The 14,028-nt window shown below is 27.7% G+C and carries 16 protein-coding genes; 10 read left to right on the forward strand and 6 right to left on the reverse strand.

Features of this window, described 5'->3' with window-relative positions; translation table 11 throughout:
* From GSH19_RS00005 to GSH19_RS00040, 8 genes are all read left to right on the forward strand, one after another.
* Positions 1–355: YdcF family protein (locus GSH19_RS00005; RefSeq protein ID WP_237025862.1), on the forward strand; the 355-nt coding region annotated here is incomplete at its 5' end.
* A 107-nt stretch (positions 356–462) separates the two neighbouring features.
* Positions 463–708 (forward strand): hypothetical protein, encoded by a 246-nt coding sequence (locus GSH19_RS00010; protein WP_237025863.1) that lies wholly within the window; start codon positions 463–465, stop codon positions 706–708.
* A 114-nt stretch (positions 709–822) separates the two neighbouring features.
* Positions 823–1,407, forward strand: coding sequence for a LemA family protein (locus GSH19_RS00015; RefSeq protein ID WP_237025864.1), 585 nt, complete (start codon positions 823–825; stop codon positions 1,405–1,407).
* Positions 1,408–1,461: 54 nt separating this feature from the next.
* Entirely contained in the window at positions 1,462–2,406 is a 945-nt protein-coding gene (locus GSH19_RS00020) for a M48 family metalloprotease (RefSeq protein WP_237025865.1), read from the forward strand.
* A 159-nt stretch (positions 2,407–2,565) separates the two neighbouring features.
* Positions 2,566–3,054 (forward strand): hypothetical protein, encoded by a 489-nt coding sequence (locus tag GSH19_RS00025; RefSeq protein ID WP_237025866.1) that lies wholly within the window; start codon positions 2,566–2,568, stop codon positions 3,052–3,054.
* 5 nt (positions 3,055–3,059) lie between these two features.
* The gene (locus GSH19_RS00030; RefSeq protein ID WP_237025867.1) at positions 3,060–3,203 is read left to right on the forward strand and encodes a hypothetical protein; all 144 of its coding nucleotides are present in this window, start codon (positions 3,060–3,062) and stop codon (positions 3,201–3,203) included.
* Positions 3,204–3,277: 74 nt separating this feature from the next.
* A complete protein-coding gene (locus GSH19_RS00035; RefSeq protein ID WP_237025868.1) occupies positions 3,278–4,594 on the forward strand; it encodes an MFS transporter in 1,317 nt (438 codons plus the stop codon).
* 14 nt (positions 4,595–4,608) lie between these two features.
* The gene (locus tag GSH19_RS00040; protein ID WP_237025869.1) at positions 4,609–6,297 is read left to right on the forward strand and encodes an alpha-glucosidase; all 1,689 of its coding nucleotides are present in this window, start codon (positions 4,609–4,611) and stop codon (positions 6,295–6,297) included.
* A gap of 123 nt (positions 6,298–6,420) precedes the next feature.
* Here GSH19_RS00040 and GSH19_RS00045 read toward each other — a convergent pair whose 3' ends face one another.
* Both GSH19_RS00045 and GSH19_RS00050 read right to left on the reverse strand, forming a co-directional pair.
* Positions 6,421–7,785, reverse strand: coding sequence for a GH25 family lysozyme (locus GSH19_RS00045; protein WP_237025870.1), 1,365 nt, complete (start codon positions 7,783–7,785; stop codon positions 6,421–6,423).
* Between the two features lie 53 nt (positions 7,786–7,838).
* On the reverse strand, positions 7,839–8,315 hold the full coding sequence (locus GSH19_RS00050) for a C40 family peptidase (RefSeq protein ID WP_237025871.1): 477 nt from the start codon (positions 8,313–8,315) through the stop codon (positions 7,839–7,841).
* A gap of 337 nt (positions 8,316–8,652) precedes the next feature.
* Between GSH19_RS00050 and GSH19_RS00055 the strand changes: the two genes are divergently transcribed.
* On the forward strand, positions 8,653–9,729 hold the full coding sequence (locus GSH19_RS00055) for an AEC family transporter (protein ID WP_237025872.1): 1,077 nt from the start codon (positions 8,653–8,655) through the stop codon (positions 9,727–9,729).
* 18 nt (positions 9,730–9,747) lie between these two features.
* A complete protein-coding gene (locus tag GSH19_RS00060) occupies positions 9,748–10,746 on the forward strand; it encodes an NAD(P)-dependent oxidoreductase (RefSeq protein ID WP_237025873.1) in 999 nt (332 codons plus the stop codon).
* 58 nt (positions 10,747–10,804) lie between these two features.
* Here GSH19_RS00060 and GSH19_RS00065 read toward each other — a convergent pair whose 3' ends face one another.
* The 4 genes from GSH19_RS00065 to GSH19_RS00080 form a co-directional block, all read right to left on the reverse strand.
* Positions 10,805–11,044 carry a hypothetical protein gene (locus tag GSH19_RS00065; protein WP_237025874.1) on the reverse strand — a complete coding sequence of 80 codons (240 nt, stop codon included), beginning with the start codon at positions 11,042–11,044 and terminating at the stop codon, positions 10,805–10,807.
* Positions 11,045–11,276: 232 nt separating this feature from the next.
* Positions 11,277–11,630: a hypothetical protein gene (locus GSH19_RS00070; RefSeq protein WP_237025875.1), complete on the reverse strand. Its 354-nt coding sequence runs from the start codon at positions 11,628–11,630 to the stop codon at positions 11,277–11,279.
* 75 nt (positions 11,631–11,705) lie between these two features.
* Complete coding sequence (locus GSH19_RS00075; protein ID WP_237025876.1) at positions 11,706–12,902, reverse strand: MFS transporter; 1,197 nt, start codon at positions 12,900–12,902, stop codon at positions 11,706–11,708.
* Positions 12,903–12,983: 81 nt separating this feature from the next.
* Entirely contained in the window at positions 12,984–13,928 is a 945-nt protein-coding gene (locus tag GSH19_RS00080) for a nitronate monooxygenase family protein (RefSeq protein ID WP_237025877.1), read from the reverse strand.
* Positions 13,929–14,028 lie beyond the last annotated feature (100 nt).

Here is a 14,028-nt window from a genome sequence, read left to right on the forward strand (position 1 = left end):
TATGAAACAATATGCTCTTGATAAAGGACTCCCATCATCTGATTTAATTGCAGAAACGGAATCAAAAACAACCTTTCAAAATATGTTATTTTCTAAAAAAATTATTGAAAAGAATCATTTTGCATTAGATAATGGAATTTATGTATCTAGTAATTATCATATTTATCGTGCAGGAACCTATGCTCGAAAAGCAGGATTAAAGATTGATGGATTAGGTGCTAAAACAAGTCGTTTTTTTGTACCTAATGCAATTATTAGGGAATATATTGCAGTTTTATCTAATCATCGAATTTTTAATTTATCGATAGCAGGATTAATTTTAATCATTTCAATAATTACAGCAACTGTTGGATAAAGAGTATTTTTGATAATCTTTTTTATTTCTTTTATCATTGTTTTTTAAACTTGATTTAAACATTTAATTGTAAAATTCATAGAAATAAAGCTTAGAAGGTGAAATAAATGTCTAAATTAATTGATGATACAAAAATGACCAAAAATATAGTATCAGCAAAGTTAATTAAAGTATTTTATCCATTAGTAATTGTTAAAACAATTGATGGTGATACTTTAATCGTTAAACTATCTAAAAATGAAAAGAAAGATCCAATGTTTTGGTATTCAATGAGGAGAATAATGGATTCTAAAATTAGTATTCCCATCGGAAGAAAGTATCATCAAATTTTGGATAATGATTGGGAAGTTTAAAAATTTATAATTATACTTTCTAATTTTGTATTAAATTAAAAAACTCAAGATATAATTAAATTGTTTAAAAAATAATAAGATGATATGATAGTCTAAACAATAGTTGGGATTTTAATGAAAGGAACTAATAATATGGTTATTGGAATAGTAATTATTGTTATTTTAGTTTTACTTGTAATTATTGGATTTTCAATCTATAACAAATTACAAAGGCTAAGATTACAAGTTGATCAAAGTGCAGCAGATATAGATGTGCAATTAAAGAAAAGATATGATTTAATTCCTAATTTGATGGAAACAGTTAAGGGAAGCGTTAATGCTGAAAGAGGTACTTTAACAAAAGTAACTGCTTTGAGAGATCAAATGAAAGATGGAATTGATAATAAAGATTATGATAAAGCGATTAAAGCTAGTAATCAGTTAAGCCGTTCTATTAATGTAACAATGGAAGCATATCCACAATTACAATCTAATAGTTCATTTACATCATTAATGGAAACTATGACAACAATTGCTAATCAAATATCTGCATGCCAAAGTGCATATAATAGTTCAGTTACTAATTATAATTTAGCAATTGTATCTATTCCTTCTTCTTGGATAGCAAATATGATGCATTTAAAACAAGTTGATAAGTTAGTTAGTGCAAGTACAGAAGAACAAAAAAATGTAAATGTTAATTTTGATGATTTAAAATAAAAGTGCTATTTGATAGCGCTTTTTTATTAACTTTACTTGAAAGCGAGTTATATTATGCAACAAAATTGGTTTGAACAACAAAGGTCGAATAAAAAAAGAACAATTTATTTGATAACCTTGTTTATTTTACTTGTGATTGCAATAGGAGCTTTATTTGGTGGATTATTAAATAAAGGATCAATAAATGGGATGATTGGTGGAGCAATAATTGGACTTATTATAAGCTTGATTTATGCATTGTTAATGCAGAGTAGTTTATCGATGGATTTAGTTATGTCAATGAATCATGCAAAGCCAATTGATGTTAATGATTATTTACAATTAGATAATATTGTGACAGAAATGTGTTTGGCAGCTCAAATTCCTAAACCTAAATTATATTTAGTTGATACTGAAGAAAAAAATGCATTTGCTACAGGAATTAATCCACAAAAAGCCGGTTTAGCAGTTACTTCTGGAATTTTAAATGCTTTAAATCGAGAAGAATTAACTGGAGTAATTGGTCACGAAGTTTCACATATTAAAAACGGCGATATGAAAGTAACTACTTTAGCTAATGCTTTTAGTTCGGCGATTAATATTATGGGATTAATTGCTACTGAAATATCTTATTGGATGATGTGGTTTGGACCAAGAGATGATGATGACCAAGATTCTAATTCAGGTGCTTCTGCAATGGTTTATTTAGTAATATATTTAGTTGCTAATTTAATATCTTTTGTGGGTAACTTATTAGCATCAGTTTTAACTTTAGCATTATCAAGAAATCGTGAATATTTAGCAGATGCATCTTCAGCAGAATTAACTAAAAATCCAAAAGGATTGATTCAAGCTCTTCAAAAAATTTCAATGAATACAAAAGAAGAAGAGAAAGATCAAAAAGAAAATCATTCCTATGCTACTGCTGGATATATTAATAAGCCTAAACAAAAAGATGGATTATTTGATACTCATCCATCAATTGAATCTAGAATAAATAAGTTAAATAAAATGTTATAAAAGAGAAGTCATATATGATTTCTCTTTTATTGTTTTTTATATTACAAATTGATTAAAATTTCGAATATAAAAAATTTTCATGTTAAAATGTTATCTATTATAGGAGGGTTTTTACTTGAAAATTAAAAAAATACGGGTTTGATGATATTTTTACTATTTTTGATTTCATTTATTAATATTAAAAATGTAGAAGTTAAAGCAGATATAAATGAAAATTCTACTTTAGAATTAAATAATAATGTAGCTCCATTTTTTACTCATGGGGAAAGAATTGTTAGACAGCCTTTACAAGATAATCGAGTAATTTATTATAAATTAACCGGTAATAAAAATAATGATAGGATTTGGAAGGCTGCAGTTAATCGTTGGAATAAACTAAAAGTTATAAAATTTGTTGAAGCAAATGATAATTATAACGATTATTACGTAGATTTACATAGTAATTATGATAATCAATCAGCAAAAGACATTAAAGGTAATTCTGAAAATTCTAATTCAGTAAAAGGGATTACAGTTATTAACAAAATTAAATATTCAAATGCAAATAGTAATACACCAGCTTTTTGTAATTCAACGCAAGCGTATCTCTATAATAATATTAAAAAATTAGATATGCTACAAGAGTTAATGTTGCAACTCATGAATTAGGTCATGTGTTAGGATTTGAACATGATAACTCTAAAGTTAAAGTTGGACATAATAAATTAAAAGTAATTATGAATCCAATTTTAGAGTCTAAAATGAAACCTTTAGGTAGTTATGAAAAAAGAGCATTAGAAGAATATTATCCAGAATAAAAGACAAAACTTTCAAAGTTTGTCTTTTTTTATTATCATTTATTATAATTAATAATTAAATAAAGGAGATATTTATGTCAAAAAGTGATAATAAATATAAATTAAACAATCTTTCTGTCAAAATACTTTGGTTATTGAGCTTTGGGATGTTTGGTACACAAATGGCATTTGCTTTAGAAAGTTCACAATTGGGAAGATTATTTCAGACGATTGGTGCATCTCCTAACTTATTAGGGATTCTTTTTATAATTCCTCCAATTACGGGATTATTTTGTCAGCCAATCATTGGAAAATATTCTGATAAAACATGGATTCCTCATTTTGGTAGAAGAATACCATATCTCGTGATTGGTACAGTTTTTACTATTTTGACATTGATAGCATTACCTAATGTGGGAAATTTTAATTGGGGTTCAAATACGGCTGTGATTGTTGCTTCAATAATTGTTTTTATATTTATGATTGCTTCTAATGTTTGTGTGCAACCTTATAAAATGTTAGTTGGCGATTTAGTAAATGATAAACAGCAAGGTCAAGCTTTTTCAATTCAAAGTTTTTTATTGAATTCTGGAAGTGTTTTAGCAACCTTTTTGCCATTTTTATTAACTATATTAGGAATTAAAAACACTGCTAAACCTGGTCAAATACCACAATCAGTCAGTTGGACTTTTTATATTGCAGCAATTGCAATTGCAATTTCGTCACTTATAACAGTAATGAATGTTAGGGAAGTCGATCCAGAAACATTTAGAAATCAACATGATATTAGTGATAATAAAAAGTCTAAAAGTATGATTCAATTATTAAAAGAGGCTCCTAAGATTTTTTGGTCAGTCGCGTTAGTTCAATTTTTTGCTTTCTTTGCATTTGGCTACTTATGGATTTATGGTAATGGTTTTATTGCAAATAATATTTATAAAACTTTAGATGCAACTACTGAGGCCTACCAAAAAGGTGGTAATTTATTTGGCATTTTATCTGCAGTTTATGCATTGTCTGCTTTGGTTACTGCATCAATTTTTTTAAAATTTAAAACTAAAAATTATAAAAAAACATTTGCTATTAGTTTATTGATTGGTTCATTAGGATATTTATTAGCATTTTTCACTCATCAAATAACGATAATGGTTATTGCTTTTGGTTTGATTGGTGTTGGCTGGGCAAGTATAACTATTTTTCCACTAACAATGGTAACTAGTTCTGTTTCAAAAGATAATTTAGGAACATACTTAGGCTTATTTAATTCACAAGTATGTATTCCACAAATTTTAGGGTCAATTTTAAGTATTGTAATTCTTCCAATTGTTGGAGGAGTTTCACAAATGATATTTTTATCTAGTATTTTTATGTTGTTTGCCAGTCTTAGTGTATTTACAATTAAGTATAAATAATAAGGAGTTTATCTATGAATACAAATATTCCATGGTGGAAAAATGATACATTTTATCAAATTTATCCACGTTCTTTTCAAGATTCAAATAATGATGGTATTGGGGATATACAAGGGATTATTTCAAGATTAGATTATCTTCAGGATCTACATGTTGATGATATTTGGTTATCACCAATTTATCAATCACCAATGTTTGATATGGGATATGATATTTCTGATTACCAAGCAATTGATCCTATTTTCGGAACAATGGATGATTTTGATGAACTTTTAACAGAAAGTAAAAAAAGAAATATGAATATTATTATGGATTTAGTAGTTAATCATACTTCTGATCAGCATAAATGGTTTCAAGAAGCAATCAGTAACCCAAATAGTAAATATCGAGATTATTATATCTTTAAAACTACATCTGATGGTAAAGAGCCAAATAACTGGCGTGCAATCTTTGGTGGTTCTACTTGGGATCCTGTCCCTAATGAACCAGGAACTTATTATTTTCATACTTTTGCAAAACAACAACCAGATTTAAATTGGGAAAATCCAAAGTTAAGAAAAGAAATATATCAAATGATCAATTGGTGGTTAGGTAAGGGAATCGCCGGTTTTCGAATTGATGCAATTACTCACATAAAAAAAGATTTGGATTGGAAATCGTTACCACCAGATGCAGAAGATGGATTAGCTTCAGTAGTTAAAAAAGGAAGAAATCGTCCAGGAGTTCAAGAATTTTTAAATGAATTATCTAATGAAACCTTTAAAAAATATGATGCTGTTACAATTGGTGAAGCATATGGATTAACAGATCGTGATTTACCAAAGTTTGTTGGTAAAGATGGTTATTTTTCAATGGTATTTGATTTTAATTATATGAATATTGATGTCTTAGATGTTGATGAATGGTTCAGAGGACAAAATAACTGGACAGTTAAAGAACTAAAAAAAGTTATTTTTAAAAGCCAAAATGAAATCAAACAATCGGGTGGTTGGTATGCTAATGTTTTAGAAAATCATGATCAACCACGAGTTTTATCTAAGTTAATTAAAAATAAAGAATATCAAAATGCTAATGCTGCTAAGGCATTGGGAATTATGTATTATTTTCTTCCAGGAGTTCCATTTATTTATCAAGGTCAGGAATTAGGAATGAAAAATTTTGAAAGAGAATTTTTAGAAGATTTTGATGATATTTCTTCGATTAATAATTATAATTTAGCAATTGAAAATGGATATTCTAATGAAGAATCATTATCGATTATTAATAATAAATCTCGTGATAATGCTAGAACTCCAATGCAATGGAATAATAGTATTTATGCTGGTTTTAGTGAACATAAACCATGGTTAAAAATGAGTGATGAAATTGATGGAATTAATGTTTTAGAAGAATCATCTGATAATTTATCAGTTTTAAAAATGTATCAAAAGTTAGGTGAAATTAGGCATGATGAAATTATATCTTCAATAATTACTGAAGGTGATCTACATGAAATTTATAATTTGCCTGATTCAATTATTGGATATGAAATCAAAACTGAAACACAAAGTTTAATTGTTCTTGTTAATTTGAGTGAAAATCCAGTTGAATTATCAAATGAATATAATGGATGCTTGTTAATTAATAGTTTAACCAATAAATCATCTGATCATATAACAATTAGTAATTTATCAGGCTATCAAGCATTAGTTATTTGTAAATAAAAAGAAGAGTTATATAATAACTCTTCTTTATTTCTTTATTTCTTTATTTCTTTATTTCTTTATTTCTTTATTTCTTTATTTCTTTATTTCTTTATTTCTTTATTTCTTTATTTCTTTATTTCTTTATTTCTTTAAAATTGAAGCTCCGTAAATCCATCCAATTAATTTTCCGTTTGCATAACAACGATAATATTTATGACTGTAACCATCCTTGGTTGCAACTTTGTTGGTTGTTATAGTTTGATTTGCAAAGGTATTACCATTGTATTTTTTCTTTACACTGTATTTACTATTGGTTACATGATTATAAAAATGTGACTTAGGATTATTTACTATTTTTAATTTTTCATTTGTATTTTTATATGTGATTAGTGGACCAATTGAAGATGATCGAATCCAACCTAATTTCTTACCTTTATAATATGCACGATAGTAAACGCCATCTTTAGAATTAATTCCTTTACTATTAACCGTTACATTTTTACTAGCGTAATTTTTACTGAAGTAAGTTCTTTTATTTTTATATCTGGTATCTTTTGGAACATGTAAGTAGAAATCATTAGCTGGACTGTTTTTAATTGTCATTGTTTTATTAATTTTTTGGTATTTTGCTGGAGTAGTAGTACTTACATTAGAATCAACGTTATTGTTAGTACTATTATTGTTGTTAACAGTACCTTCTTCGTTAGTGTTTCCAATAAACCAACTAGTGTTTTTTGAATTAGATACACTTGCATCTAAGTTTAAATTTAAAGCAGATGAATAATAATTATCTGTAAATTGCCATAAAACATGTTCACGAGTTGGTTCACTGTTTTGATAAGCAGCTAACCAATAACCATCGTAATTACTGATTGCTTTGGATGCATATTTTAACATGAAGCTTTGATAAGAATAGAAAAGTACTTTTTTATTTCCGGAGTATTTTCTGATTTCGTTAACCCAACTATTAGTTGCATCGTTTGTTGAACCACTTGTTACAGTTTGATCTTCGTAATCGTTAATGTAGAATTTAGCATTTGGAGCTTTTTGATATAAAGTTTTAGCTTCATATGCAGCATCACTTGAATTTTCGTATTGACTAAATGAATAAACACCATAAGGAACATTATATTTTTCCATTAAGCTTTTATTGTATTCAAAAGTTTTATCTGCATAAGCACTTCCGTACTGAACTCTTAAAATGATAAAAGGAACTTCATTTTTTAACTTTTTAACTTTTGCAGCGGTAAATTTTCCTTGCCATTCGGAAACATCATAAACTGGATTTTGTGATGTGATTTGAGAAAAATTAGATTTCAAATTAGAATTGCTTGATTTACTTCCAACTTTCATTTTTGCTAAATTTGATGATTTATTTGTAGTTACATTTTTAGAATAGTTATATCCCATTGTACCTTTGTGAGTTTGATCTGCTGATACATTACATCCTAATAGTGTAAATAGTAGTAGTGATGACATTATGATAATTGTTCTTTTGAAAGACATATGCTCTCCTTTGTATTCTTTATTATTAATAAAGAATGAGAAAAAAATTTGTTTTAATTTTGATTAGTATCTAATTTAGCAGGTCTACTATAACCAACTGTGTGCCACCATGGTGAATTAATTCTTTCAACGATAACACCACGATTTTGCGCATCAATCATTTTACCTTTACCAATGTATAGTCCAACGTGTGAGATACTTCTTTTACTGTATCCAAAGTGAACAAGATCACCTTTTTTTAAGTTTTTACGAGATATTTTTTTTACGTTACTGTATTGAGCTTGTGCAGTTCTTGGAATATTTACTTTAATTCCTTTTTTGTATGCATAGCTAGTTAAACCAGAACAATCAAATCCTTTTGGTCCAACTGAACCCCAAATATAAGGTTTTCCTAGTTGCTTTTTAGCTACTTTATAAACATCATTGTATTTATGAACTGATGATGCTTCAGTGTTAGAATTTTGAATTCCAATAATTCCAATCATTAAACTTGCAATAATTAATAAACTAAATTTTATAATTTTATTCATAATATAATTATTCCTTTCGTAATTAACATGATTAATCATAACTAATTAATAATTCAGAATAATTTCACAATAATTTCTTTTTTGAGTATTTTAATTACAAAAATATAAAATATTGTAACTTTGAAACATATTTGTTACTTAATCTGCTGACTAAGCATATCGATGATATATGGATATTTAGTTATAAATACTATTTAAAATAGGATAGAAAGAACTTTGTTAAATAATTAATTAGTGCTTTACATCTATTATATAAATAAGGTAAAATGATAGAGCAAAATAGTTGAATGCGCTTACACCCCCCTAATTAAGTGTATATAATATGGAGGAAAGAAATATGAGTATTACAGACGCAATAATGAAGACTGTCACTAATCAAAGTATTCTTAGTGCAATCTCTTCAACCATTTTTATTATTTTACTAGGATTTTTCTTACGAAAGAAAAATGTTTTTTCAGAAAATTTTGGTAAAATTTTATCGAAAGTAACTTTAACTGTTGCCATTCCAGCATTAGCATTGAATTCATTTATGGCACCTATTGATAATAAAACTTTATCTGAGGGAATCAATGTTTTAATTTGGGGATTCTTAATTATCATTATTTTGATGTTTGTATCACCTTTACTTTATTCTAAGCAGGAGAAAAGTAAACGTGATGTGTTAGGAATTCTTACCACTTTTGGATCAACTACTTTCTTTGGAATTCCAGTTGTAGGTGCTGTTTTTGGTGCTAAAGGAATTATGTATAGTTCTATTTTTAACATTGGATACCGTGTATTCTTATATTCATATGCGTACATTAAAATGTCTGGTTTAAAAATGGAAGTACAAAACTTAAAGAAAATGTTATTAAACCCAGTTGTTATTGCAACTTTCTTAGGTTTAATTTTATGGCTTATTCAACCATATATGCCACAAGTTTCTGCACCTACAGTTGTTAAAGGTGTAATTAATGAAGCTGCAGGAATGCATAATGTTGCTTTCTTTAGAATTGATCAAACAGCATTATGGATTTGGCAACCATTAAATTATTTAGCTCAATTATCATCACCACTAGCATGGTTATCAATTGGGATTACACTTGGATCAATTTCATTTAAAGATGCCGCTTCTGATAAAATTTCTTGGTACTATGGATTAAGTAAAGTTATCTTAGTTCCATTATTTACTCTAGCAATCACAGTTTTACTATCATCAATTGGTTTAATGCCAATGAGTTATGTTGCTATTGCAACAATGGTAATTATGATGGCTACTCCAACTGCAACAGTTGCTTCAGCTTATGCAATTAGTTTTGATCGCAATGCAGTTTTAGCTTCAAATGCTTCTTTAATTTCAACTGTTTTAGCTGTTATTATGATGCCAATTTGGATTGCTATTTTAGAGATAATTAATAATTCAGGGATTTTATAATTAGTTAGGGGTATTAAAATGTTTAAAATAACTGCTTATGGTGTTCGACCAATTGAAGTTGAATATTTTAAAAAGTTAAATGTATATGATTATGAACTAAACTTAGTTTCTGATATGTTAAATCATGAAAATGCAATTGAATCAAAAGGTTCAGATGCAGTATTAGTTCGTGGAACATGTGTAACTGATGAAGAAAATTTATCTAAATTCAAAGAGTGGGGCATTAATTATGTATTTACTCGAACAGTTGGTTATGATCATGTAGATTTAACTGCTGCAGATAAATTAGGAATCAAAGTTGCTCGAGTACCTGGTTACTCTCCATACGCGGTTGCAGAACTTGCAATGTCTATGGGAGTCACATTATATCGAGGAATTGCTCCAGCAATTGTTAATACACATAATGGTAATTTTAAGGTTGAAAATTCATATTTTAGCCGTGAAATTCATAGCTCAACAATCGGAATTATTGGATTAGGTAAGATTGGTTCAACTGAAGCTAAGTTATATAAAGGTATGGGAGCACGTGTTCTTTCATATTCACGTAGAGCTTCAACCAAAGCAAAAGAATATGCTGAAATGGTTAGTTTTGAAGAATTAATTAAAGAATCTGATATATTATCACTTCATATTCCTTACGTACCTGGAGACAATGATAATCTAATTGGTAAAGATGAAATTGCGATGATGAAAGATGATGCAATTATAATTAATACAGCTAGAGCTCAAGTTGTAGATACTAAAGCAGTAACTGAAGCTTTGGATAATCATACTTTAGGTGGTTACGGAACTGATGTTTTAGTTGATGAAGGTAGTATTTTTGGAAAAGAATTTAATAATTTATCAGATTTACCAAATGATGATGTTATTAAATTAATGAGTCAATATCCTAATGCAATCGTAACTCCACACGTTGGATCTTTTACAGAACCTGCATTAGAAGATATGATTTCAATTAGTTATAAGAATTTTAATGATGTTTTAAATAATGGATCTTCTGAAAATGAGTTAAATTAAATAAAAAAGCACTCTTATGAGTGCTTTTTTGATTATTATTTTTGTTTTCTTCCATATTTTAAATGTTTTGATTTTTTCTTCTATCTATAATTTTATAGTAATTACTAATATGAATACTTTTTTTACCCAAATTTTTTTGGTCTGAGATATCTTTATTTAATAGCTTAGTTTCAATTGCTTGTGCAATTGTATATCCTATAATTATAAGTTCTGTAAAAAAATCAATTATATTTGTATCAACATTACTAATTAAAATATGTAGAATTGGTTGAATTATTAAAATCGAAGTAGTTAACACAAAAATGAAAGATCTCATTAAATAGACTTCTTGACGTTTAATTTCTTTAGATGTGTTTTTTAGTATATATATAATCAATAACAATCATTGTAGTGATTATTAATAACGTAAGAATACTCCATTTATATGTTTCATAATAACATTGAATGAATTTTTTATTAAACGTAGTGTTATTTTAATGAAAAAAATTAATACAAAAAAAATCATCGAAAATAAAATTCGATGATTTTTTTTATTTAACTATTTCCATCCATTTAGTTGATGGTGTTGCAATATTATAAATAACATTTTTATTAGGTTTTAAATTAGTTTTATTTTGAACAATCCAAGTATAACTTGCTCCTGCTCCCCAAACCGTTAATTTTGTACCTTTTTTAATTTTAATATTTTTAGTTACTTTAGAATTTGATTGAGGAATTCTAGGATGTATTTTTTGCACAGAAACATCTTTTTTGGTAATTACTTGATGTGAATTAACCCAATATTTTGACCATGAATTTGGAATTTTATTGGCACTAATACTGCTAACAGAAAATAAAGTTGATAGTAGTAGAGAAAAGGTAATTAATTTAAGTGTTTTTTTCATAATGCATTACTTCCTTTATCCTTGAATGAACCAAGTATAACACAAACGTAATTTTTTTGTAATGTATTTGTAATGTTATTTAATTAAATTTTGCTTTCTCATTTCATGACTAACTAAAAATGTTATTGATCCAGCAATTGCCAAAATGATTGCTACTAAGGAATATGGATAAAAATGATTAATATCCATTAAAGAACCTGCAATAATAGGTCCAAATATGTTTCCAATACTGGTTAATGACATATTCAATCCATTAATTGTACCTTGATTGTTTTTACCGAATTTTGTTAAAACTGTTGTAATTGCTGGTCTTAGTACATCGAAAGCACAAAAGATAAGTAATGTTGCGATAACTACTGATATTTTATCATGAGCTAATAAAATCCAAACAATACCAATAGCACTTAAGAAGTAACAATCACGAATTAATTTAATGGATCCACGAGAATTAATTAGTTTATCAAAAAATACAACTTGAAGAATTAATGATAAAACTCCGTTTAAGATTAATACTACAGAAATATTATTTAATGAGAAGTTGAATACTTGATGTACATAGATAGTATAAATACTTTCAAAGCCTTGAAGACCAAATGCTGCGACTAAAATCATTAAGAATAAAGTTACAACAGCACTATTTTTTAAAAGATGTTTAACACCTGCTTGAGAAACTTGTGGGGTATCTAAAGAATTATCTAAATCAGCTTCGTAATCTTTGATGTGTTTTGGAACAAGTACAAAGAATACAAATGCACTAATGATTCCTAAACAGGCAGAAGCCCAAAATGGTGTTTTATAATCAATCGTTGCTAATAATCCACCAATACCAGGACCAACAATTAATCCTCCACTAAAAGCTGCAGACAGCCATCCAATTACTTTAGCTCGATCTTTTTCAGTTGTTAAATCAGCAGCCATTGCCATTGATGTTGGAACAACCATTGCTGCGGAAATTCCACCAATAATTCTAGAAAAGTTAAAAACCATTACAGTACTAGCGATAGCAAAAATAAATTCAGAAATGGCAAAGATTATTAATCCTCCAATAATAACTGGACTACGTCCGATTTTGTCTGAAATTCTTCCAATGATTGGTGAAAAAATAAACTGAGCAAATGAAAATAAAGCGGTCATAATTCCCATTTGAGTTGTTGTTAAATGATATTCAGTTTTGATAAAAGGTTCAACAGGAATTATTAAACTTATTCCTAAACAAATTAAAAAGTTAGAAAAAATTAAAATATAAATTGCTCTTTTGGCATCTTTTGACATTATAAATACACTCCTTTCATTAATTTAAAGTTTAATTTCTATTTTAAGCAATATTGATAACAAAGTCGATAAAAAGATATTTTACTTAAAATCAATCATTAATCGATTAATTAATTCTTTGACTGATGGAATATCATGTATTTGATCAATTCCTAATCCGACAGAAATAACTCCATCATCAATTTTACCTTCAAGCATTGCGGTTCTTGTTCCACCTTGAATTCTGGTTTTTTGAAAGGTATCTTTAGCGCCATTTTTATATTCATCAGCCCAAATTTGACTAATTTTATTTTTGATAGATCTTTGATTAGGTGCAGCATAAAGAATGTCTTCATTATTAGAGTTTAAAATGATATTTTTAATGGCTTTGTCAGCACGATTTTCTTTTGTTGCAATAAAACGAGTACCAAGATAAACGCCCTGGGCACCTAAAGCAAATGCAGCTCTAATTCCTCTAATGTCGTCAATTCCACCAGCTCCAATGACAGGAATATTAACTGCATCGACTATTCTTGGGATAGTTGTAAAAGTTCCATGTCCAGAAGTTGGAATGACACCACCTTCATCATCTCCGGTTGCTATGATTATATCTGCTCCAAGTTTTTCAGCTCTTTTGGCTTCGTTAGCAGTAGGATCTATTTCACGAATAATTAGAATGGAATTGTTATCTTTTACTAAATGTGAAATTTCATCGTCTACGATACCAGAGACGATGAAAATATTTACGCCTTCTTGAATTGCTGTATTAAAAACTCTTTTGGCATATTTATTTTCTCCATTTGGTGAAGTTAGCATTAAATTAACTGCAAAAGGATTAGAAGTTAATTTTTTGGTTTTTATAATTTCATTTTTTAGAGTTTCCATAGAATCTTCTTCTAAAGAATTTCGACCTGCGTTTGGACCTAATACACCAAGTCCACCAGCATTAGAAACCGATGCTACTAAATTAGCATCAGTTAGCCAATTCATAGATGCTTGAATAATTGGATATTTAATATTTAGAATATCAGTAATTTTGTTTGTCATAATTTCACCTACTTATAAATAGTTAGCTTAATGATTATAAAGTCTATTTAAAATAATTTCAATTTATTAAGCAAATAAACTTTAGTTTCATGTATAATGT

It is taken from the genome of Lactobacillus sp. S2-2 (assembly GCF_021698855.1).
In the GTDB taxonomy this organism is placed as follows: Bacteria; Bacillota; Bacilli; order Lactobacillales; family Lactobacillaceae; genus Fructilactobacillus.